Origin of the sequence: Enterococcus sp. MSG3299, from assembly GCF_050555765.1 — a bacterium.
In the GTDB taxonomy this organism is placed as follows: Bacteria; Bacillota; Bacilli; order Lactobacillales; family Enterococcaceae; genus Enterococcus; species Enterococcus faecalis.
Genome location: NZ_CP187869.1, coordinates 1,574,335 through 1,599,193, shown reverse-complemented (window position 1 = coordinate 1,599,193; position 24,859 = coordinate 1,574,335). Strand labels below are relative to the sequence as shown.

General features: G+C 36.4%; 16 protein-coding genes and 2 pseudogenes. 12 read left to right on the top strand and 6 right to left on the bottom strand.

Going from position 1 to position 24,859, the window contains the following annotated elements:
• Positions 1-175: 175 nt before the first annotated feature.
• Genes larD through larA form a run of 4 tightly spaced genes read right to left on the bottom strand, consistent with a single transcriptional unit; the run spans position 176 to position 4,227 of the window.
• Positions 176-886: a D/L-lactic acid transporter LarD gene (larD, locus tag IGL23_RS07840; protein WP_002357197.1), complete on the bottom strand. Its 711-nt coding sequence runs from the start codon at positions 884-886 to the stop codon at positions 176-178.
• A 14-nt stretch (positions 887-900) separates the two neighbouring features.
• Positions 901-2,175: a nickel pincer cofactor biosynthesis protein LarC gene (gene larC, locus IGL23_RS07835; RefSeq protein WP_002379544.1), complete on the bottom strand. Its 1,275-nt coding sequence runs from the start codon at positions 2,173-2,175 to the stop codon at positions 901-903.
• A complete protein-coding gene (larB, locus tag IGL23_RS07830) occupies positions 2,172-2,915 on the bottom strand; it encodes a nickel pincer cofactor biosynthesis protein LarB (RefSeq protein WP_002379543.1) in 744 nt (247 codons plus the stop codon). The genes larC and larB overlap by 4 nt, the downstream gene beginning before the upstream one ends.
• Before the next feature lie 37 nt (positions 2,916-2,952).
• Positions 2,953-4,227, bottom strand: a complete 1,275-nt coding sequence (gene larA, locus IGL23_RS07825) for a nickel-dependent lactate racemase (protein ID WP_002361999.1) — start codon at positions 4,225-4,227, stop codon at positions 2,953-2,955.
• A gap of 159 nt (positions 4,228-4,386) precedes the next feature.
• Here larA and IGL23_RS07820 point away from each other — a divergent pair.
• From IGL23_RS07820 to larE, 5 genes and pseudogenes are all read left to right on the top strand, one after another.
• Positions 4,387-5,042: pseudogene (locus IGL23_RS07820) on the top strand (Crp/Fnr family transcriptional regulator).
• A gap of 18 nt (positions 5,043-5,060) precedes the next feature.
• Complete coding sequence (gene cbiM, locus IGL23_RS07815; RefSeq protein ID WP_002361997.1) at positions 5,061-6,047, top strand: cobalt transporter CbiM; 987 nt, start codon at positions 5,061-5,063, stop codon at positions 6,045-6,047.
• Positions 6,047-6,832 (top strand): energy-coupling factor transporter transmembrane component T family protein, encoded by a 786-nt coding sequence (locus IGL23_RS07810; RefSeq protein WP_033594316.1) that lies wholly within the window; start codon positions 6,047-6,049, stop codon positions 6,830-6,832. Before cbiM ends, IGL23_RS07810 begins: the two co-directional genes overlap by 1 nt.
• Position 6,833: 1 nt before the next feature.
• On the top strand, positions 6,834-7,547 hold the full coding sequence (locus IGL23_RS07805; RefSeq protein ID WP_033593205.1) for an ABC transporter ATP-binding protein: 714 nt from the start codon (positions 6,834-6,836) through the stop codon (positions 7,545-7,547).
• A gap of 105 nt (positions 7,548-7,652) precedes the next feature.
• Positions 7,653-8,489, top strand: a pseudogene (larE, locus tag IGL23_RS07800) (ATP-dependent sacrificial sulfur transferase LarE).
• Positions 8,490-8,673: 184 nt separating this feature from the next.
• On the opposite strand, the gene IGL23_RS07795 reads toward larE, so the two are convergent.
• Together IGL23_RS07795 and IGL23_RS07790 are read right to left on the bottom strand one after the other, a co-directional pair.
• Positions 8,674-10,596 carry an FUSC family protein gene (locus tag IGL23_RS07795; RefSeq protein ID WP_033594315.1) on the bottom strand — a complete coding sequence of 641 codons (1,923 nt, stop codon included), beginning with the start codon at positions 10,594-10,596 and terminating at the stop codon, positions 8,674-8,676.
• A 107-nt stretch (positions 10,597-10,703) separates the two neighbouring features.
• The gene (locus IGL23_RS07790; RefSeq protein ID WP_033594314.1) at positions 10,704-12,161 is read right to left on the bottom strand and encodes a helix-turn-helix domain-containing protein; all 1,458 of its coding nucleotides are present in this window, start codon (positions 12,159-12,161) and stop codon (positions 10,704-10,706) included.
• A gap of 227 nt (positions 12,162-12,388) precedes the next feature.
• Here IGL23_RS07790 and IGL23_RS07785 point away from each other — a divergent pair, with 227 nt between their 5' ends.
• From IGL23_RS07785 to IGL23_RS07755, 7 genes are all read left to right on the top strand, one after another.
• A complete protein-coding gene (locus IGL23_RS07785) occupies positions 12,389-15,061 on the top strand; it encodes a bacterial Ig-like domain-containing protein (protein WP_033594313.1) in 2,673 nt (890 codons plus the stop codon).
• Entirely contained in the window at positions 15,037-15,396 is a 360-nt protein-coding gene (locus IGL23_RS07780) for a hypothetical protein (protein WP_002361990.1), read from the top strand. Before IGL23_RS07785 ends, IGL23_RS07780 begins: the two co-directional genes overlap by 25 nt.
• A complete protein-coding gene (locus IGL23_RS07775; protein WP_033594312.1) occupies positions 15,389-15,940 on the top strand; it encodes a hypothetical protein in 552 nt (183 codons plus the stop codon). The genes IGL23_RS07780 and IGL23_RS07775 overlap by 8 nt, the downstream gene beginning before the upstream one ends.
• Before the next feature lie 98 nt (positions 15,941-16,038).
• Complete coding sequence (locus IGL23_RS07770) at positions 16,039-17,019, top strand: DUF916 and DUF3324 domain-containing protein (RefSeq protein WP_033594324.1); 981 nt, start codon at positions 16,039-16,041, stop codon at positions 17,017-17,019.
• 208 nt (positions 17,020-17,227) lie between these two features.
• The gene (gene adhP, locus IGL23_RS07765) at positions 17,228-18,244 is read left to right on the top strand and encodes an alcohol dehydrogenase AdhP (RefSeq protein ID WP_010817394.1); all 1,017 of its coding nucleotides are present in this window, start codon (positions 17,228-17,230) and stop codon (positions 18,242-18,244) included.
• Positions 18,245-18,291: 47 nt separating this feature from the next.
• A complete protein-coding gene (locus IGL23_RS07760; protein WP_002361986.1) occupies positions 18,292-18,687 on the top strand; it encodes a hypothetical protein in 396 nt (131 codons plus the stop codon).
• 502 nt (positions 18,688-19,189) lie between these two features.
• Positions 19,190-24,817, top strand: coding sequence for a TIM-barrel domain-containing protein (locus tag IGL23_RS07755; RefSeq protein WP_430619637.1), 5,628 nt, complete (start codon positions 19,190-19,192; stop codon positions 24,815-24,817).
• The last annotated feature ends 42 nt before the right edge of the window (positions 24,818-24,859 follow it).

Here is a 24,859-nt window from a genome sequence, read left to right as displayed (position 1 = left end):
AGAGCAAACTGACTTTTGCATAAAACCGATGACGAAAAAGCTAATAAATTAAATTCTTACTCTCTAAGACACAGAAAAAATCTTGTGATAAAAATAAAAATATATAAAATAGAAGAAATTTAGAGACTAGCTTCTATTTTATATATTTTTTTGTTTTAGAAATTTAGTTGGTTTATTAGAATTTTAGGAAAAATTTTACGAAAAGTGTCGCAAAAATGGCTCCTAAAAACGGTGCAGTTCCGGGAACAATCAACCCATATTGCCAATCATTATTGGTTTTATTTTTGATTGGTAAAAGTTGATAGGCGATACGAGGACCTAAATCACGTGCTTGATTCATTGCGAATCCTGTAGTACCACCTAGCCCCATGCCGATTGCCCAAACAAGCAAGCCAACAGCAATGGGTAGTTGTGTTTCGTAGGAATGTGCAATCGCTAAAATAGATGTTAAAAAAATGAATGTTGCAAAAGTTTCAACAAAATAGTTTCTTGGTAAATTTCGTTGGTTCGGATTTGTAGAAAAAATATTACGAATGGCGATCGGATCGACACTATCGGCGGATAGCTTGAAATGATCAGCATACATAATATAAACAATGACGGCGCCACAAATGCCGCCTAACATTTCAGCGATGACATAGGGAATGAAGTAAGACCATGGAATCATTCCTAAAATAGCTTGAGCGAGGGCCATTGCTGGATTAATACAGACTCCGCCAAAGACGAACAGAACAACAGAGATTCCAAAAGCCCAAGTAGTGATTGCAAACATGTGACCAGAACCAGCGTATTTTGTTCGTTTTAGGACATCGTCGCAGTGAACACCTACCCCAAATACGATCATTAATGCAGTTCCCATAAATTCTGATAAGATATGATGAAACATAAGATAAAGCTCCTTTAATCAATAGTTTTATTATTTAATGTTTGGACGAGGCGATAGACTTCCTCAATTGTAAAATTATATTGTTTAGCAATTCGTTCACAATCTTGGTATTCAATAGACTCGTTCAATAGGCCATGATAATGATTTTTTTTAATATGGACCTTACCAAAAGGTGTTTCCAAGATTTTGAAAGAACGGTCCATCACACTACGTTCCATTGTTTGAAAACGCATACCAATTGTAGAAGTATGTTTAAAGAGTAGTTCTGTAAAATATTCTTTTTCCTCTGTTGTTGTTAAAACCGTTAATAGAATGGCACTTCGGTTTTTTTTCATATGAATGGGCGTGAAAAAAACATCTAGAGCACCATGCTCCAATAATAGATCCATTACGTAACCTAACTGTTCAGGTGTTTGATTGTCTATATTTGTTTCAATTTTTAAGACTTGGTCATGGTGTTCTGTCCTCTTTTTTTTACTATGTGTTTCAGTAAAGATTGATCCTCTGAGGGCATTGAATTTGCCGGTTTCTCGTTTGCCAAATCCGTAACCTATTTTTTCAATTAATCGTTGTTCTGGTGCGACAAATAGAGGACTAAGTTCTTTAAAAATAGCTAAGCCAGTCGGTGTGACAAGTTCAGTTTTTATCTCAAAGTCTTGTTGAATGATTAAATTTGTTTCTTTACGTAATTCCATCACCGCGGGAACTGGTATTGGCATGACTCCATGGGCAATTGTGATAGTACCACTTCCATCTGTAATTGGCGTTGAATAGACTTGTTCAATCTCTAACTGTTCCCATAGGATAAAAAAGCCAACGATGTCAACAATTGAATCAATTGCTCCGACTTCATGAAAATGAATAGTGTCAATTGTTTGTTGATGAACAGCAGCTTCAGCTTTTGCAATGTCATAGAAAACATTTTTACTATGTTTTTTTACAAAATTGGACAAGTCGCTTTTTTCAATTAATGTATAAATATCTTTTAAATTTCTAGAATGGCTATGATGATGTGCATGTTCTTTCGTTTCATGATGTTCATTTTCGTGGTGAGGAGAGAGACTGTGTTTTATACCGTAATCCTTTTTTCCATGTTGTAGGAGAACATCGAAATCTGTTCCGTAAATACAACTTTTAGCAATTCGTTGGGCTTGAATGGTGAACCCATCGATGGGAAGTTTTTTTAATTCGATTAACAGTTTGTTTAAATCCCCGCCTAAGTCAAGCAACAATCCATTTAACATATCACCACTAAGACCAGAAAATGGTTCTAAAAATAAGCTTTTCATAGTGAAGACTCCTTTATTTGATTAATCATACTTGCATTATAAGCGGCACCAAACCCGTTATCTATGTTGACTACACTAACGCCAGAGGAACAACTATTTAGCATTCCTAAAAGAGCAGTCAGTCCTTGGAAATTGCTGCCGTAGCCTATGCTAGTAGGGACGGCAATCACTGGCACGCTAACTAGTCCGCCTAGCACGGACACTAGTGCGCCTTCCATACCTGCAATCACAATAACCACCGAAGCCTGTTGAATCTCATCTAGGTGAGCGAACAAACGATGAATGCCAGAAACGCCTACATCATAGATACGTTTTATTTGATTCCCGAAAGTTTCTGCAGTGATTGCTGCTTCTTCAGCAACGGACATGTCTGACGTTCCAGCAGTAACTATCGCAATATAGTTTTTTGTTGTAGTCTCCATTTGGTTGATAACGAAACAACGTGCAAGTTCATAGTAGGTTCCATGAGGAAAGTTCGACTCTAAAGGCTGGGCTTTTTGTTGTGAAACGCGAGTAACTAAAATTGTATTGTTTTCTTTTCTTAAGCTATTGATAATTTTGATGAGTTGCTCAATTGTTTTCCCTTCCCCATAAACGACTTCTGGATAACCAGTTCTTTCTTTACGCTGCGTATCAATTTTTGCAAAGTCTAATTCGCAAAAGCCATTTAATTTGTTTGTTGCTTCTTCTAAAGATAATTTTCCCTCTTTAAAAGCTCCTAAAATTTCTTTCGGTTGCATAATACAACGCTCCTTATTCCTGATTTCTCAAGGATCATTATTCTACAATGACAGACAAGCCATCTCGAATCACAGTCACTTTTGCATTTAGACCTTCTCTTTCAAATGCTCGCTCTAACGCTTCATCAAACGTTTTTGCTATTTCCATATGCATCGAAGTGATAAGCTCAGGATCAACAAGATCTGAAACAAAAATTATATGATGATGAACTAAAATTCGCGCTAAAATTTGCGAAGTCCATTGATCTGGCACGGTTTCTAATCGTGGTGTATGGATGGCTGCTTCTAAAAATTCGTTTGGATTTTTAACATTGGCAATATTTTCATAAAAACCTTCACCACCGTGACCATCACGACACCCAGCGACCATAATAATGACACCGCCGTCTTTATTGGTTGCTTCTGCAGCGGTCATCCCTTTAACTGCTTGATAAATGTTTTGATCAAGTGGAAATCCGCCATTCGTTGAAACCGCAATGTCGCAAGGTATTTTTTTGACACGGGCAATTTCTTTTACAAAGTTACAACCAACTTTATGCGCTTCAACCATATCACCTGCGAAGGAACCAATAATTTTTTTGTCACCATCTAAAACGACATTAACAATAAAAGCTAGATTCGCTTTAGCGGCAGCGTAGACCATATCATTATGAATCGGATTATCCGTTAAATTTCCTGTCCGTGAGTTGGAGGAATCAATAAATTCTCCAGAATGGTTAGCCATGATGGTTTTATAAGAAGCAATTCCAGGTAAAACAGATTTACGTCCACCAGAAAATCCTGCAAAAAAGTGTGATTCAATAAACCCTTCGGCCAGCAGTAAATCTGCTTCTGCTGCAATGCGATTAATGATACAATCGCCCCCTGAAGGTAGTTGACCGATTTTGACCATTGAGGAATCATCAGTAGAGATATGCATAACGATTTCTTCATTCTCTACAATCGCTTTACCATATTTGCTAATCAGTTCTTCTCGTGTAGAGGGGCGATGAAAGCCTGTAGCAACTAAAATCCGGATTCTAGCTGTTTTGTTCACTGAACGAATTCTACGCAAAATAATTGGGGTGATAATATGTGAAGGAACGGGACGTGTGTGATCGGAACTAATAAGGACAATGTCTTTTTTACCCTTAGCTAATTCTTCTAATGGAAGGCTTCCAATAGGATTGTCCAGCGATTTTTCGACTGTTTCTTTCTCAGTATATGGATTTGAAAAATGTTCAGCTTTTGATTCGAGAAGCCCAATAAAATTTTTATCGGGAATTCTTGCAGTAATCATTTTCTTGTCATAAGGTAGGTTAATTTCTACCATAGCAATCATCTCCTAAGTAATATTTTACGAGACTAAGTATAATGAAATTTAGGAATCACACAGTCCTTATTGTGGGTAACATTTGCTAACAAAAGGTTGGTGAGAGTGTTTATAATAGTTAACGAATCAAACAGAAACTTAGTCAAAGGAGTGACAATTATGGAGTCAGATTATCTTACAGCTTTCTTAGATAGAAAGAAGACACCGATTATCAAAAAAAACGCCATACTTATCTCGCTTATCATGGATTGGAGGAAGCGTACACCTATGTATTAAAGAAAGGGGTCGTTAAGACGAGTATTATTTTAAAGGATGGACGAGAATTTAATCTGTCGTATATTGTGTCTCCTGACATTATTTCATTGTTACGTGATGAAGTATCAAATTATACATCTGCTCCTTTTAATATCCGCATTGAGTCGGAAGAGGCTAGCTTTTATCGGATACCAAGGACTGTATTTTGGGAATATGTTAAAGAAGATGCTGTTCTTCAAGATTATGTACGAGATTACTACCGAGCAAAATTATCGGAGAGTATTAGTTCCTTACAGAATATGACAATGAATGGTAAGAAAGGGGCTGTTTGTACTTTTATTTACCAATTAATTGATTTGTTTGGTGTACAGACAGAGGAAGGAATATTAATTGATTTTCAAGTAACTAATGAGGATATTGCGGGGTTTTGCGGGATTTCAACGAGAAATAGCGTAAACCGAATTATCCATGATTTAAAAGAGGAAAAAGTCATCGATATCAAAAAACAAAAAATTGTGATTTACGATCAAAGTTATTTAGCTGATTATATTGATCGATAAGATAGGAGTCTGACGAACATGCATATTCCAGAAAATTATTTAAGCCCACAAACTTGCGCAGTGATGGGCGCGATTATGGTACCTGTCTGGTACCGCGCGGTAAAAAAAGTTGACGTTCAAATTAAATTAAAAAAAGATACAGGGACCATGTTAGGGATTTCCTCCTCCTTGTCATTTTTAATAATGATGTTTAATTTGCCAGTACCTGGTGGAACAACTGCGCACGCTGTTGGGGCTGTTCTCATCGCATTATTGATGGGACCTTGGGCCGCGACGCTGTCTGTTTCGGTGGCTTTACTATTACAGGCTTGTTTATTTGGTGATGGTGGTATATTGGCTTTTGGTGCAAACGCCTTTTCTATGGCGTTTGTGATGCCATTCGTGGGATATGGAGTTTATAAGCTAGTTACGCGTGTAAAAAAATTTGAAACAATGGGTCTTTTCTTAGCTGGGTATCTTGGTGTAAATGTGGCGGCATTTTCTACTTCTGTATTACTAGGTATCCAACCCTTACTATTCCATGAAGCAAATGGTACGCCACTTTATAACCCATATGGTCTTTCTATAACTATACCAGCAATGATGAGTGTTCATCTTTTAGTAATAGGAATTGTTGAAGGTCTCTTCACCGTGTGTGTCTATAATTTTGTAAAAAGTGTGTCAAAAGATGCAATTTTTATCGAAGAAAAGAAGAAAAGGACTCCGTTGTTGCGATTAAAGAGACTGTTATTGGTTATGGTAATTTTATGTCCATTAGGTTTGATTGATCATGCCACTGCTTGGGGTGAATGGGATTTATCTGAATTAGTCAAGAATTTAAAACAGAATCATTTACCTGCAGTACAACCAAAAGGTATGGTGAATGGTTTTTCATTTCATGCACTTTTCAGTGATTACTTTATTCCAGGACTGCCATTAGCACTTGGATATATTTTAAGTGGCGTAACAGCCATAATCGTTTTTTTACTCATTTTTCGTTTATTTAATGGAAGAAGGCAAAGTTGATGCCTGAATGGATGAAAGAATCTTCCGCGTCCTTTGACCCTAATAAAAAAGAAACCTTTATGCTTAAAAATCGAAAAGGAATCCTTTTTTTATTAAATAAATTTCAGGTGAGTGGGAAACGCAATAAGACAATTCTCAGTGATATACACCCAGCAATTCAACTGATCAGTACTTTTTTACTAATTGTTTTAATCAGCACTACACAAAAAGTTCTTGTTTTGTGGCTCTTAGGCATCTACCTAGGCATGTTACTTTTAGTTGAAAAACCAACTATTCTACGAAACATTGTCAAAAAAGCTAGTATCCTCATTTTGATGCCGCTGATTATCTATTTACCGATCTTTTTTTTAGGTCAATTTAGTTTATTATTTATTGTTCATTTGTTTTTTTTAGCCATAGCGATTAGTCAATATATGGAAACAACCAACATGAATCAATTTATAGCAGCATTAAAAATCTTTCATTTTCCGAATATAATACTTTTACAATTAGATATTACGATTAAATATATCTTTTTCTTTGGAAATCTCTTAATCCAACTGCTTGCCGCTGTAGAAGCTAGAGCAGTTGGTGGAAATATCCAGTTGAGTACGGGTAGTAATTTAATCAGTCTAATTTCTTTAAAATCTTTTACGTATGGGGAAAAGTTGGACATGGTGATGGAAGCAAGAGGATATACTGGTCAATATTATCGAGTAAAGCAACCATTAAAAACGAAAGATTTTTTGGTTAGTATTGCCTATCTTTTATTTTTCGGGGGGTTGCTTTATTTAGGGAGGAACTAATATGTATCGAGTAAATCATTTGGTTTATCGCTATCAAACGAAGCCTGTTTTTTCGCCTTGTAATTTGGAAATAGCCAGAGGAGAATATCTGGTTTTGATGGGAGATAACGGCAGTGGAAAATCCACTTTTTTAAATTTGCTCGCAGGTTTTTTAAAACCTTCCGAGGGAACGATTTATTTTATGGAACAATCATTAACTGCCTGGAAAAAAGACCCTATTCATAAAAAGAAGTATTATGCTCATTTGGGTATATTATTTCAAGAGACGGACACACAATTATTTAATGCGACGGTTTATGACGAATTGGCATTTGGCCCTAGACAGCTCCAACTATCCGAGCATGAAACAGCAAAAAGAATTAATGATTGTTTGAATTTATTAAAAATTACCCATTTAAGCAATCAAGTGCCTTATCAATTATCGGGAGGAGAAAAGAAAAAAGTGGCTTTTGCTAGTCTGTTAGTAATGAATCCAGACGTGTATTTATTAGATGAGCCGTTTACTGGGTTGACAAAAGAATCGGAAAAATTATTTAAAAAGATAATAAAAAATCTGCATCAACTTGGTAAAACAATTATCCTTTCCACCCATGACTATTTGAGTATTTGCGAGGAAGCTGATTCCATTTTATTGTTTGATTCGGCTGTTACAAGGTACTCAAAGGAAGAGATAGAAGCCAATGCTAACTTGTTACAACATTTAAAACGGTATTAAGTGTACAAATATTGACAATAATTGATACTATGAATCGTGATTTTTTCTAATGTGGAGATGTCTATAATTAATTATGTAAAAGAAAATCAATAGGAGATGGTTTAAATGTCTGTCATGAAAACGAAAGAACAAAGTTTAGTTCGCGAATTACAAAAAATGGATAAGTTGGCTGTTGCATATTCAGGTGGAATTGATAGCTCTTACTTGCTAAAAAAAGCTTTGGATACTTTAGGTGCTGAAAATGTACTTGCGGTTGTTGTAAATTCAGAATTATTTTCTGATGATGAGTTTGATAAAGCGGTCGATTTAGCTAATGGGTTGGGAGCAAATGTGTTAGGCCTTGAAATGAGCGAATTAGCGGATGATAGAATTGTTGCAAATAACCCTAATAGCTGGTTCTACAGTAAAAAATTATTATATAAAACTATTCGTTCGGCTATTCAGAAAGAGGGATTTGATGTTCTGGCCGATGGGATGATTATGGATGATAATACTGACTTTCGTCCTGGATTAAGAGCAAGAGATTAAGAAGGGGTCATCAGTCCGCTACAACAAGCTAAATTATATAAAATTGAAATACGTCAACTTGCTAAAGACGCAGGTATTTCCAATTGGAGTAAAGTTGCCTCATGTAGCATTGCTTCAAGAATTCCTTATGGCATTAAGTTAACACGCTCAGCTATTGATCAAGTATTTGCTAGTGAAAAATATTTACGGGAAATAGGTTTTCCAATTGTCCGTGTCAGAGCACATCATGATTTAGCACGGATTGAAATTCCAGAAGACAAACTTTCTCTGTTATTAGAAAACAGAGAAAAAATTGCAGATTATCTTAAAAAACAAGGATTTAATTATGTAACTTTTGACTTAGAAGGATTTAAATCTGGCCGAATGAATGATATCCTCACAGAAACTGAAAAAAAAGTTTTTTGTGAATGTTAGACAGATAAGTTTATAAAATTGAGTCGGTGTAACGGAGTCAGGACAGGGGTATTCCGTTACAAAAACCAAGTTTTCTGCTCGATTAGGTCGGTTGTTTTCATTGATTACTCTGCCAGTAGTTTATTAACTTTTAAGCCTAGGAAAAATTCCCTTTGGATTTTTCCTAGGCTTTTTGTCTATTTAATCATTTGATATTTGCTAAAAAGAAATTAGCTGTAGAATTTTTTAAGATTACTAGTGATTGTTCAATTTGAGGAAAATAAATGGATTGTTTGGACTGGTTGATTAGTCGATTATTTTTGGGATTCGTGAGTGAAAGTATTTGCTGTGAATAGTTAAATAACTCAGTGTTTAGTGTGTCCGGCCTAACTGGCGTTAATTTTTTTAAGTAGTGTTGTGTTTTCATAAGTTCTAAAAGAAGCTCTTCCATAGCAGTTTGCATTTCCAACAGTTGATCATTTAGTTGTTTTTGTTGCATTAAGCTTTCAGCAGAGGCATCGTTACTATAAATAGGAGATTCAAGAACAATTTCTTGAATAGAATAGTTTACTCTACGTTGTACTCGATAAGCTAGCACCCAAGCATCACTTGGTAACGTGGTCTCTTCATTGATTAACGCTAGCAAAATAGAGCTGATCGTTTTTGACCAACTATTGATATTTTTACGTAATACTTGACTATGCCATGTTGGGAAAATAAAAAACATGACAAAAGCAATCAGCGCACCAATAATTACATCAAAAACTCTTGTATAGCCTGCAGAACTACCACCTAATGTGAAAGTTAACCAAGTGGTCACACTTAGCATTAGAAATGCTTGACTTAATTTACGGACGGTTTCATACAATATAACTAGCAAACAAGACAATAGCATTGGCCATAAAGGATTTAGGTTTGTTAAGTTAGCAATTAATTGAGACAAAAAGATGCCTAAACAACCACCTAAAATAGAACCAATAGTTCTTGAAGTGATTTTGCCGAGTGTACCATGATAACCTGGCATAACCATCAAACAACCAGAAATAACTACCCAGAATTCGTGATTAGCTAAAGGCAAAGGGTACATGTAATTAAGTATAAGCGAACAAAAATGACAAACTAAACCTGTTAAAGCTAAACGAATTGCGAATCTAGCAGAGCTGCCTTTGTAAGAATGAAGGATCTCTTTGGCTTCTGCAAGTCCTTCTTTTGTGGGTAAGAAAGATTTAAATGAGATTTTTTTAGAGGATTGTTTGTTTTGTATCAAAAGGATTGCTGATTTTATTTCGGTGTTTGCTGAAGCAAATTCTTGAAGAGGCAGGGTTAATTGTTCTCCTTTTAAAAAGAGTTGAATTGCTTTTAAAGCAGGAAGATTTTCAGCTGCATTGGTTGAATCTAACGAGCCTGCAATTGCATCTGCTTGTGAAACCAAGGGATAAATCCATGGTGTTTTTTGATGATTGACCCAGGGCATTGTTTCAACAAATTCGCGTACTTTTATTCTGAAATGGACATAGCGTGCGGGTTTTCCTTGTGCTAATAAATATAATTGTTCATATAAATCGGCTACTAATTTTCGTGCTTCATTATTTTGCGGCTTAGAATAAAGACAATAGAACAAACAAAGGATGGACATACCTAAAATTATTGCACCCAGACCTTCAAAAGTTTGACCAATAGACAAATTGCCTTTTAATTGCGCACCAGCTAGTAAAGAAATGGTCCCAAAGAGACATCGAATATACAGACCAATACTAAAGTTTCTTACAATCCCTGAAAAATACAAACCAAGGACGAATAATAAAATAATGAATATACTTGACGACTGTAAAAGTATCCCCAGACTGGCACCAAGAAAAATCATTAAAATACCATCTATGGCACTTCTTTGTGGAGAGCTATGTCGTGGTAAGACACAAATTACAGTGCCCAAAAAGCTACCAACATTTACTAAAACAAAAGCGAAAGGAAAGACTATTGTTAGAACAGCACCAACAGCATTTGCAATAATGATACTAAAAACAAGAGCAAACCAGTTCTGTCTTGTATCAAAAGTTAGTATAGGACGACTATACGCCCAAGACGATTCTAAGAAGACCTCAAAAAATTTTTTGATAGATAATTTCACAAAACATTCCTTCTTTAAAAATTTATTAAAAGCTAAAAAATTATTCCTCTGCTAGTATACACCTCTAAATTTTTTTTCAAATTTGCTCTTTTTAAGAAAACTCACAATTATAGTCCAACATTAAGTTTAGCCATATATTTTTGTTGAATAAATTCTGTAAGCTCATGCCAACTTTCTTCATTTTCAATGGAATCTAAGTAGAAAATATCTTGATTAGAAGTAGCTTTTTCGAAGGAATCTGTGATGATGATATCCGCATTTGTGAAGTCTTCGGTAATAGAGATTGCGTTTGTATTATATAAGGAGGATAACCGTGTTTTAATAAAATAATTTGCATAAAAATCTTTGATAATTTGTAAATAGATTCTCACTTGTACTTTTTTTTCGGACACAGACAATGTGTAAAGCAGTTGACTGAGTAACTCTAAATGCGTTTCTTGGTGAACTAATTTTGCCACCGTTCCTTTTATTCGATTAAAGTATGCCACATCTGACGGAGTACAAATTTCTGGCTGCGGTAAATAAAGTGTTAAAAAAGTATAATAATTGCCCTCCGTTAAAAAGTACCAAGCATTAAAAATAGAAAGATAGTAAACGTATTGATAATCATGCTGATTTGTCAGTAAGTAGGCTACTTGCTTAAATAATTTTTTTGATAAGACACAATAAGGATGATTAGATTCTATAAATAATTTTTCTATTTGTTTCGTTTGCTTTTCCGAAAAGATATAAGGGATAAAAATGCGAGATAAAAAATTAAAGTATAAAATTTCAGTTTTTCTTGTTTCGCATTGAATGTCAGCGAAGGAGTGTTCAAGAAAAAATAAAGTCACATGACTGTATTGATTGATCAGAATAAAAAAAGAATGCAGGTTTTTAGAGTGCGGCATCTTTAAGAAGTTTTGTGCACTTGTTCTAGTTTTAAATATCGCATATAAAATATAAAACGCTCTTTTCTTCATTCGGACATTTTTATAGGATCGTTCAAGAAGTTCATCGGGTAGCCTTTTTTTTATTTCTTCAAGACTTATTTTAGAAAACGGCCAAGCCAATTCTTGAAAGGAATCTTGTAGGAAAATGAAAGAAAACACTCGAATCGATAATTCATTGCCAGTTAATTGATAAATACCCTTAATACTAACGATTACTATATCAAAAATTTTAAAAAAGTTATTCAGTTGTTTCGTGATTTTTACCAGATAATGTTCAGAAATATATAAAACTTTAATTAATTCGTTTTTATCAATGGAAGAATGTGTGACTAATTGTACGCAATAATTAAATTGTACATTGTTTTTTAAAAGATTGAGTTTTAACGTGTAGGCGTATTCGACCGCGCTTTTTCGGTACGCTGGATTTACACAAACAATGCCATTATTGTTAGAGACAATAAAATGTTGGATTTGATAAGTATCCTCGAATTCTTGATTTATTTTTATCAGATTTTCCTTGACCGTTCTTTTTGAAATTTTTAAATTGGAAGAAATTTCATTTAATGACGTATGAGCTCGCTTCACTATATAAAATAAAATTTCTAGCTCATTCGTTAGGTAGGATGGAAACATGTTATGGACCTCCAAAAGTAAAATTTAGGTTCATTGTAGTCTACTTTCTTTAAATTTTTGTATTGATATGTTAACACAAGCGCAATAAGAAGCGGCCATCACAATTAATGTACAGCCTTATACATTAATTGTGTGTGGCAAAGCAATTTCAATGTTGATAAGCTAGCAGTAGTTAGAATAATTATTATTTAGTTTCTAATTCCAAAAAAGGTCAAGGTGAGTAAGCAATGAAAAAAATCAACGAACAATTAAAAATGAAAATGCCAACCTACAAAAGAAAAAAAAGCATTGCTTATTTCTTTTACTCTTGTCTACTATTGGTATCGATTTCTTGTTTTTTGAGCGTGCATTTTCAAGAATGCGAGGCAACTTCGCTCTATCAAGCGGGAGGGATAGCCATTGATTTGAGAACTGATTTACCTTATGGAATGGAGATAAGCCATGACGATGGTGGTGGTCCTGATGGATCATTTGGAGGAAAATTACACGTAAAATTATACGGAACAGTGGACACTTCTCATACACAAAAAATTACTGCTCTTGCTTTCGATACCGATGGGATGCAATATGGTCTGATGTTTCATTTACCAGAAAATATAAGTGCAGATAATTTTAAAGCGGCTTATGACAAGGCTTATGCGGATAATCCAGAAAATTTTTATTCAATTAGTGGACAAAAAAATACACGAATATCAATCATCAACACAAAAGGAATGCGGACGTTTAACGGTTTTTCAGAAGATGGTTCACCAGGGTGGGGTGATCCCGAACAAGACTATAGTGGGGTTGATACTGAGCATCAGGTGATGTTTTGTGAACGTGGAGATTCTATTGATTTGTCTCTTGGGAAAATTTATGACATTTGGAGTAATGAACCTGATAAAACTAAAATAACATTTGAGCTTCATTTTGATTTAGATGTGGCAACTTTGATGAAAGATGGCGACTCGAAGGATTATTCCCTCAATAAAAGTTTAACGAAACATCGCTTACCTGTATCAAATGTTTTGTCGGATGGTAATGAGAGTGATCAATTTTCGTTATCGGCAGATTTTTTTGGCCGGACGTATGAATTGGGTAGATTTTCAGATACAACGAATACAGTTAATCATAATATGGTAACGGCTAGTGCAGATATGTGGTTACGTGCGACAAGTTTAGCGGCAGCAGCAAAGCAAGATCCAAATAATTTGAATCATCAAATTATCACTGGAATCACTGGGAAAGTGGCTACTTGGTCTTCTTATATCTCGCCATGGGACAGCGGCGATAAAGACAATCCATTATCCAATTACAATACCCAAGATGCCTCTAAATATCCTGAAATACCTGAAAGCAAAACGATGTTACCAGGGGATTTTTTATCACCAAAGTTTACGATGAACCAAAGACAAGACAATCCGCTTAATTGGACAGATGGGTATGTTGCTCAACGGTTTGCGCGTGTAGTTAATTTTCATACTCACACAGTTGATCATAAGGCCAATGTGAATGTCTCTTCACAACAACAAAACGGGTTAACAACCTATTTATTTAGTGGCAAAGATGGTTGTGGGCTGCCGTTAGTCAATCCGCCAGGAACGGATTCTTCAGAGCCCACAGATAAAACATATATGCGCGTCACAACAGATCCATACCAAGTACCAAGTTTAGAAAAGGCAGCTTTTGTTAAAGGTCAAACAACATTTCACCCGCAACAAAAGATACCAGTAGAACTAACCGTTAAGGCTCCGACAACTAGAAAAGTTCAGATTGAAGAAAAAATTTCAGGTGCTGCCCAAACTGATTTTCATAAAATTGGGGAACAAGATTTAAAAAATTTACCAGTCACAGATGATTGCGTTAGTTTTAACTGTTTAGCAGATGCTTTACCAACTTCAGGAGATTACACATTAACATTTAGAATTCTTGATGTTGATGATACATCTAAAAGCTACTCAAATGAGAAAAGTTTAGCTGTGCACATTGATCAAGCGCAAATTAAAGTTAAATCTCAAGATACGATTTATCAATATACTCAATGGCAACCAGAAAGTGAAGTGACTAGCTTACAAACACCAGATGGTAAAAAAGGTGATTTTCGAGACGTAAGTGTCACCATATATAAACTGGACGGAGAGCAAAAGGTCCCAGTAGATGCGGTGGATACAAAAGTGGTTGGTAAATATGAAATTGATTATAACTACCTAGGATTAGAGGCGCAGACTGCACTAGAAGTCATTCCCTCTTCAGCTCATATTGGTGCACATAACGACAGCTTTTCTGTGGGGACGCCCTTCAATCCAAAACGTCTTTTTGATAGTGCAACAGATAATGATGGACAGTCCATTCCTTATAGCAAGATAACGATTCGCTATACGCCTGATCAGGTAAACGATGAAGTAGCGGGCGTCTATAAAATTACTTATGATATCTCTAAAATAGTAGGTTTTAGTAAAAGTATTACTGTTGATTGGACCTACTATTACTCTAATCGTCTAGACTTTTATCACTTATCTGAACAACTAATGCCTTTTGAGAACGTAAAATTTAATGGCCAAGATCAAACACAGACATTAAAAAGTTGTGAGATGAACATTGAAGATACGGGGGATCCTAATCGGACAACTGGCTGGCAGCTTGAAGTAGCCTATAATTTAAATGATCAGAAAACACAAGCGTGGAAAGACGCAGGGCTTGATCTCACGCTAAATCCAAAGTCAGTCGATTATGTAACAACTGAGCAAAATATTATGGTTAACGATGAGCAACAATTAGTAGCTGATGTAAGTAACCAATCTATCAAAAATAAAAAAGTTTTGACGAAATTACAATTATTGCCCACATTAACTATTTCAAAAGTCACACCTGCTGATAAATATGAAGCTCAGTTAATTTGGAACTTAGAAGCAACACCGTAAGGGAAGAGGGAATAACTGTGAAATGGTTTATCTATGATTTATTGTTTGTTGCCTTTATTCTCGGTTTGCCAATTCAAGCACAAGCTGAAGACAAGACAACTGACGCACAAGCTGGCACAAAAGTCATGGTAATAGTGAAAGAGAGTGAGGATATTGTTCCGCATCCCAATGAGCTTATACCGCAGACTAACGATATGCCAACTTCACGAGGACAACCTAATTTTTTACCAAAAACAAACGAGATTACGTCTCAAGAGACGATTTTAGGAATCGTGGTACTCGGAAGTACATTAATCGTCGGACTTTATAAAGAAAAGAGGAAAAATAATGAATAAAAAAATAATTGGTTTAACTGTCACTTTAGGAACGGGGATTTTTTTAATTGGTCAACAAACTGTAAATGCGGCTGATAATACCAATACCACAGCGAATGTGTCGGTTTTAGGTGGCGGATTAACCATTACACCATTAGCACAAATTAACTTTGGGACGGTGACAAAAGACGGCCAAGATCATACGCAACCAGATCAAAGCAAGTCGCAACTTATCATTAATGATGATCGTGGGACAACGAATACAGGTTGGTATCTGACAGCGAATTTAGAAGATAAAGGAAAAGGTGTCACTGGCTTAGACGGAATGACACTTCATTTAGACACTAAAAAACCTGACGGATCTTCTGAAAAAGGTACCTTTACGGGCGTTGATTTAACCACAGATGCTTCAACCATTATTTCGCTAGATAAAAGTGATATCCGTTTATCAGACACTGTCACGACAGCCGATTTAAATGCAACGTTAAATATACCTAAAAGTATTGCTGCAAATACCTACTCTGGGACCATCGTCTGGAATGCCATCGATGGAGCACCCGCCTAAGAATTTAACATAAAACGATGTAAGAAAACGAGGCAGATAAATTGAAAAGAATTTTAAAGATACTTTTTATATTGACTATTCTCTGTTTAGGTGGAGCGATGCGTGCCTGGGCAGATCCGTCTAATACCAATAGTTCAGCAACAATTGACAATGCGAATGCGTATACAGTCACACCCGTTTTCGGAGCAACTCAAAATAACAAAACCAGTAATTTTTTTGATATGACATTAACTCCAAAACAAAAAGATACATTCAAATTAACGATAACCAATACTACGCCGAACCCTCAAAAATTTAAAGTTCAGGTAAATACAGCAACAACAAATAGTAATGGGATAGTTGACTATACAAAAAGTAGCTTTGAAAAAGATCCATCGATGAGTTTGGTACTTAGTGATTTGATTAGTCCCAATAGGAAGGACATTAGTGTTCCTGGTAAACAATCACAAACGATTGATTTTCAAATAACGATGCCAGAAAAGTTATTCTCAGGAATTTTATTAGGTGGAGTGACGATTCGACCTGTAGAGATAGCTGGGGACCAAAGCAAGGGTGGGATTCAAAATGTTTATATGCATACGATTGCTATTCGGGTGAATGAAACAGCAGAGACCATACCTGCAAAATTGGAAAGTGGTTCTGTTAAAATTGGGCAAATTAACCGCCACAATACTGTTTCGATGGAAATTAAAAATCCACAGCGGAAGTTATTGTCAAAAGTCGAAGGAGATTTTTTTGTTAAAGAAAAAGGAACAAACAAAACGATCATTCACGAAAAGAAAAATAATCTTAGTTTTGCACCAAACACAAGGTTTGACCTACCTATTTTACTGAAAGATTCGTTTAAACCTGGAGACTATACCTATACCATTAAGTTGAAAAACCATGAGGGGAGCTGGACGTTCTCAAAAGATTTCACGATAAACAAGAAGCAAGCTGATCAGTATAATAAGCGTTCTGTTGATCATAAAGTCAAAAACCTTCACTGGCTTAAGTACCTCATGGCCTTTTTAATTCTAGTTATTTTAGGTACCGTCTGCTATATCTTCGGAAAAAAGAAGGGAAAAATGAGGTTGTAAAACCTGCCTTTAAAATAGTTGACAATTATGCAGAAAAAATCATGCCAGTATGAATTATCTATGACATAAGGGAAGAATAGCTGTCTAGCAAGGATAAATTGTCAAATTAGCGTTAATTTACGCAAGTCATTGGTGTTCCTTATTTTGGAAAGTAGTATTATACTATTATTGTTCAACAATTCACAATAGAAACAAGGAGGAAAGAACCATGTATAAAGCAATTGTCGCAGCAAAAGGAAAAACAACAAAAATTGTTGAAAAAGAATCGCGTCCATTGAAAGATAATGAAGCGCGGTTGAAAATGGAAGTCTGTGGTGTCTGTCATACGGATTTACACGTTAAGAATGCAGATTTTGGCGATGTTAGCGGTTGTACCTTAGGTCACGAAGGAATTGGGATTGTGACGGAGGTTGGAAAAGACGTTACTAGTTTAAAGATTGGTGATCGTGCATCTGTTGCATGGTTTTATGAAGGCTGCGGGCATTGCGAATATTGTACTTCTGGTCGAGAAACGCTTTGTCGTTCAGTAAAAAATGCTGGATATACAGTTGATGGTGCCATGGCCGAAGAATGCATCGTGACAGACGGTTATGCAGTGAAAGTGCCAGAAAATTTAGCATCAGAGCCAGCTTCCTCTATTACTTGTGCAGGGGTAACAACCTACAAAGCGATAAAAGAATCTGGGATTCGTCCAGGTCAATGGCTAATGATTTCAGGATTAGGTGGGCTAGGTAATCTAGCTTTACAATATGCCAAGCATGTCTTTAATGCAAAAGTAGTAGCTGTTGATGTGAATGATAATCAGTTAGCTTTTGCGAAAGAAATGGGTGCTGATCTTTTAATTAATCCAGTTAAAGATCCTGATTTTGCTGCACAACTTCAAAAAGAAATTGGTGGTGTCCATGCAGCAGTAGTCACTGCGGTAGCTAAATCAGCATTTAATGGCGCAGTCGATGCAGTCCGTGCGGGAGGAACGGTTGTCGCCGTTGGATTGCCTGTTGAGACAATGGATTTATCTATTCCACGTCTTGTTCTTGATGGCATTCACGTAGTCGGATCGTTAGTTGGAACCCGTCAAGATTTAAGCGAAGCTTTCCAATTCGGTGCAGAAGGAAAAGTTGTTCCTGTTTGTCAAACACGCCAACCAGAAGAAATTAATGCTATTTTTGAAGAAATGGAACAAGGAAAAATTCGCGGGCGAATGGTCATTGATTTTCGCAGTTAATTCAGTTTTTTAGCGATTCGTTGATTTAATCTGAAAACCATGAAAGGGTGGATGGAATGTTTGCGAATCTTACTCTCCGTGAGAGACGACTGCTTAAGCAAGCACAAGTGGGAGCCACAATTAGCTTTATTCTTTTGTTTGTACCAATTCTGACAATCAGTCTTTTGCATACCAGTGATTTATTAGCAAAATGGCTAGGTATAGTTGGGGTAATTATGGTTTTACCATTGTTGTATTTTGCGTGGCAGATTTTAAAGATAGCCTATAAAGATCAAAAAGATAATCCAACGCCTCCTTTGTGGGTTCCGAAAGTTTATGGGATCGGGCTTTCGATCAATCCCTATCACCGGTTTGGAAAGTTAATTTTTATATTGCTAGCGGTACTGATAGTTGGCATCATCATTAGTTTGCTTTTCACACCAGCAAGTCAAATCAATCACTAAAAACAATTATTAAACACCCTCTTGCTGAGCAGGAGGGTGTTGATTATTTTTAAATAGACTAAATTTGAGTAACAGGTATTAGATTTTTGAAAAAGTCTTTCTTTTTCTGATATAGATATTTTCGCAATAAAATCATCATTATAAGTGAATTAACAAGTTTATCAAGGGTTAATACTTGTTAATGGTGGCTGCTATAATTAACCGTTGACAAACACAAAAAAACCATCATACGATAATTATGTTATTAAAAAAGTGAAAAATTGGTAGTCAACAAATGAAAACGAATTCATAGAGAAATTGTGATTCTGTACTAAAATTTTTATATAAGATGAAAATGGATTGTTTTCATTTAATAATTTATTGAAAGGATGTGTTTATGTAGGGGTTACTGAAACTGACTTTCTAACAGTCTCAGTAAACTAAGAAAATCGTTATGACTTTTCATCTGGATAAAACTTTGTTGGGTTTTGGATTTTGTGAGTAATTGTGTCGGAACTATTCTATGGGGAGCAATTTTAAGGAGGAAAAAATGAACAAAGAGTATCAGGGTAAAAAAATTTACGGTAAAAAGCACTGGTTGACATTTTTATTAGTGAGTTCGTCTGTATTGGCGTTCCATTCGTTTGTTACGATGGATTCTCAAGTGGTTGATGCGCAAGAGCAAACAGCAAAAGAAGACGTAGCTGATTCAGCAACGTCAGTCGGAGCAATTGTGTCGATTGAAAAAGCGGAGAAAAACTTTGTCATTACGTATGCTTCTGGCAAAAAAGCACAAATTAGTATTTTAAACGACCATCTTTTTCGCTATCATCTAGATCCAACTGGTAAATTTGAAGAATATCCAACGCCAAATGATCCAAAGCATGTTGCGAAAATTACGGCTAAAACAATGGCCGACTATGGCACACAAGCCTTTGAGCAAACGAACGTCACAGATTCAGGAAACCAATTTACTCTAGAAAATAATGGTTTAAAAATTATATTCGAAAAAGAAAGCGCTTTAATGAAGGTTCTAGACAAGAAAAAGAATCAAGTTATTTTAGAAGAAACCGCTCCGCTATCCTTTAAAAATGATAAAGCTACACAAACGTTAAAACAAAGTAGTCAAGAAAATTATTTTGGCGGAGGAACTCAAAATGGTCGATTTACGCATAAAGGAACAGCTATCCAGATTGTCAATACGAACAATTGGGTAGATGGCGGAGTAGCATCGCCTAACCCATTTTATTGGTCAACTGCAGGGTATGGCGTTGTTCGAAATACATGGAAACTTGGCAACTATGATTTTGGAAGTCATGATCCACAAACAACCACAACAACGCACGAAGGAACAGATTTTGATGCTTTTTATTTCTTTAATGATTCCTCAGCAGGTATTTTAAAAGATTACTATGAATTAACCGGGAAACCAGCTTTGATGCCAGAATACGGGTTCTATGAAGCGCATTTAAACGCGTATAATCGGGACTATTGGGTGAAAGTAGCAGAAGGAACCGCGGGAGCAGTTAAGTTTGAAGATGGTAATTTTTACAAAGAATACCAACCAGGCGATCTAGGAAACTTAAATGGCACGCTAGAATCTTTAAATGGAGAAAAAGAGAATTATCAATTTTCTGCACGCGCAGTTATTGATCGGTATAAGAAAAACGATATGCCATTAGGGTGGTTCTTGCCAAATGACGGCTACGGTGCTGGCTATGGTCAAACAGATTCATTGGATGGCGATGTACAAAACTTAAAAGAATTTACTGATTATGCTCAAGCAAATGGTGTTGAAGTGGGGCTATGGACTCAATCTAATCTCCATCCAGCTGATCCTAAAAATCCTAAAAAAGGAGAACGGGATATTGCGAAAGAAGTTAGTGTCGCTGGTGTTAAAGCCCTCAAAACTGACGTGGCGTGGGTCGGGTATGGGTATTCCTTTGGCTTAAATGGTGTAGAAGATGCTGCAAATGTTTTTGTAAAAGAAACAGACGGCGCAGTTCGTCCGATGATTGTCTCATTAGATGGGTGGGTCGGAACCCAACGGCACGCTGGTATCTGGACAGGCGATCAAACGGGTGGTCAATGGGAATATATTCGCTTCCATATTCCAACATATATCGGGACTTCGTTGTCTGGCCAACCAAATGTCGGTTCAGATATGGATGGAATTTTTGGTGGAAAAAATAAAGAGGTCAACATACGTGATTTCCAATGGAAAACTTTTACACCAGTGCAGCTAAATATGGACGGCTGGGGCTCCAATCCAAAAACGCCATTTGCTTTTGATCAAGAAGCCACAGATTTGAACCGAGCGTATCTAAAATTAAAATCAATGATGATGCCTTATAACTACAGTATTGCCAAGGAATCAGTTGATGGACTACCAATGGTACGGGCCATGGCTTTAGAATTTCCTAATGAAGGAACAGCATATACAAAAGATTCTCAATACCAATATATGTGGGGACCCAATTTACTCGTTGCCCCAATTTATAATGGCAATCAAGATGAGGCAGGAAATTCAATCCGTGATGGAATCTACTTACCAGATGAAAAACAAGTCTGGGTTGACTTATTTACAGGCGAAAAATATCAAGGTGGCCGTGTCTTAAATGGAGTAAAAACACCGCTGTGGAAGGTGCCCGTTTTCGTCAAAGATGGCAGTATTATCCCAATGACAAATCCAAACAACAATCCAAAGGAAATCCAACGGGATCAACGATCTTTCTTGATTTATCCAAATGGCGCCACTTCTTTTAATATGTATGAAGATGACGGAATTTCAACTAGTTATGAAGCTGGGCAATCAGCTACGACTAAAATAAATAGTCAAGGCCCTAAATCAAACGAAAAAGGGGATCTGACCGTTACTATCGAACCGACAAAAGGAAGTTACAAAGGCTTTGTTGATGAACGAAGCACCACGCTTGATTTGCTAGCTTCAGAAGCGCCCGAAAGCGTAACAGCAATGGTGGGGGGAACAGAAGTAACCTTGAAACAAGCAGCTAATAAAGAAGAATTTTTAGCTGACACAAATCTATATTATTTTGATAAAGAATTCCAAGTGAATCAGTATCTTTCTGAAGCTTCAGGAGAAAAACTGAACCAATCAGCGTTATCAGTAAAACTAGCGAAACAATCTGTGACCGCCAAAGATGTTCAAATAACTGTCAAAGGTTTCATTAATAAAGGAACGGTTGACGGAGGAAATACAACGGTCGATGACCAGTTAACTATTCCGGCAAATGTCGCAATCAATGAAGAAAAAACAACGCCATCTTCTTTGACTCTTCAATGGGATCAAGTAACTGAGGCAACAAGTTATGAAGTAGAGCGTGACGGGACTGTTTTCGGAAATATTCAAACGAATACAGCAACATTTGATGGATTTTCCTTCCTAAGCGAACATACTTTTCGAGTTCGAGCTGTTGGAAAAAATGGGGTTTCTGAATGGAGTGAACCAATTAAAGGGAAAACACAAGATGATCCCTATAAAGAAACAATTAATCAAGTCAAAGCAACAAGTAATTTACCAGAACAACCAGGCGCAGAATTGAAGAAATTAACAGATAAAGATTTAAGTACAGGCTGGCATACGAACTGGTCAACCGGCATCGCTAATCCAAGTGATGGGAATTTCTTGACTTTAAAATTTGATCTTGGTGCGGAGTATCAAATGGATAAAATTGAATACTTGCCAAGAGACAATGCCGGCAACGGAAATATTTTGCAACTCCAGTATCGGACGTCGAAAGATGGAGCTAATTGGACAGAGTTTTCAGAACCTATTAACTGGAAGCAAGATGCTTTGACAAAAACCATTGAAACGAAGGACCAAGCGTATCGTTTTGTTGAAATGAAGGTATTAAAATCGGTGGGTAATTTTGGCTCTGGTCGTGAGATGCTCTTTTACAAACAACCAGGAACAGAAGGAATCTTACATGGAGACATTACTAACGATGGAACGATTGATGAAAATGATGCAATGAGTTATCGAAACTATACAGGCTTAGAATCGGTGGACAGTGACTTTAATGGCTATGTTGAAAAAGGTGATTTAAATAAAAATGGGGTAATTGATGCTTATGATATCAGTTATGTTTTACGACAATTAGATGGCGGAATTGAGATACCTGATGTCGAAGAAATTGCGGGCGGTTTATCCCTTGCTGTGGTTAATGAAAATGGCAAGGATACCTATCTTTCTGGCGATACATTAACCTTTACACTTAAAGGTCAAGACTTAAAAAACATTAATGCGTTAAGCACCAAAATGTCCTTTGATTCTAGCAAATTTGAAATTGTCGGTCAGCCTGCAACCACGAATAATACACAACAAATGGAAAATTATTCTAAATATCGGAAACATTCAAATGATGTGGAGAATCTGTATTTAGTTCTTAGTAATCAAGGAAATAAACAATTGTTAAATGGTTCAATGGACTTAGTTACCTTTAAAGTTAAAGTAAAAGAAACAACACGCGTAAAACGTGCGACAACTGTTGAGCAGCCATTACAATTTGATATGAGTCAAGGCTTATTAGTAGGCCAAGGATTCCAACAAGCCACACTTTCAGATTTTTCTGTAACAGTGAAGCCCACAGAGCTAGTAGATAAAGAGTTATTACAAGCGCTAATTACGCTAAATCAAGCACGTGTCGAAAAAGAATATACGCCTGAAACTTGGGCAATTTTTAAACCAGTCTTAGATGAGGCAGTAGCTGTTCTAGCCAATGAACAAGCCACACAGACAGACGTTTCTGCTGCTGTGGAAAACCTAAAAAAGGCTGTAGAACAGTTGGAAAAAATGCCTGATGTAGCGAATAAAGCTGATTTAGAAAAAGCAATTCAAGAGGGGCTGGCGAAAAAACCAAGTGATGGGCAAGAATTCACCGAAGAAACTAAAAAAGTTCTCGAAGAGTCATTAGTAGCAGCTCAAAAAGTATTTGCTCAAGAAAAAGTTACCCAAGAAGAAATAGACCAAGCGACTAAAACATTGCGTGAAGCAATTGCACAATTAAAAGAACACCCCGTCGCCGTTGATAAGGAAACCTTAAAAGAGCAAATCGCTCAAGCCCGAGGAAGAAAGCCGGAAGAAGGATACCAATTTACAAAAGAAACAGAAAAACAATTGCAAGAAGCAATTCAAGCAGCTGAAGCAATCGTAGCGAAAGAAACGGCGACAAAAGAAGAAGTCTCAGAGGCTCTAAACGCATTGGAAACTGCAATGGCTCAATTAAAAGAAGTACCCCTTGTAAATAAAGGCCAATTACAAGAAGTAGTCAAACGAGCGCAGCAAGTCACTCCAAGTGAAGGGCACCAATTTACTGCCTCCTCGTTACAAGATTTACAAAAAGCGCTTTTAGCAGCTAAAAACACATTGGAAAACCCAGCAGCTAATCAAAAAATGATTGATGAAGCGGTTGCTGAATTAACTAGCGCCATCGAAGGGTTACAAGAAGAAGCGTTAGTTACAGATAAAAAAGCCTTAGAGGCAATGATAGCCAAAGCAAAAGCAATCAAACCATCTGCCGGAAAAGAATTTACCAGCGAGTCTAAAGCGCGCTTAACTGAAGCAATTGACCAAGCGGAAGGGATTTTAGCTGATAAAAATGCTCGGCAAGAACAAATTGATACTGCTGAAAAAAATGTAAAAACTGCTTTGGATAGTTTAGAGGAACAAGTCCTTCAAGCGGATAAAACAAAGTTGAGAGAACTGCTTCAAAAAGCAGAAACCTTGAAACCTAAAGCAGGAAAACAATTTACAAAAGCATCGCAAGAAGCTTTAGCTGAAGCAATTAAACAAGCAAAAGCACTTGTTGAGGACCCAAATGCGACGCAAGAAGCTGTGGACAAATGTTTAAGTATTTTATCACAAGCCATTGAAGCAATGGCAGAAGAGCCAATCAGTAGCAACTCTACAGGCAACAATGGAAATCATGGCACGGTTAGCGGGACTGGTAGCGTAACCAGTCCAGGAAAGGGCACAGCAGCAGGTGGAACGACAACGAAAACCACCACTTCTGGTACTTTGCCAAAAGCAAATGAAGTTGTTTCGCCAATCTGGTCAATCAGTGGTTTTCTATTGATAGTAAGTATTGGTTTAGGAAAATTATTCTTCAAAAATAAAAAAGACCAAAATTAGCGTATCATTAATTTACAAGGCGCATTTGTACAAAAACAGTGT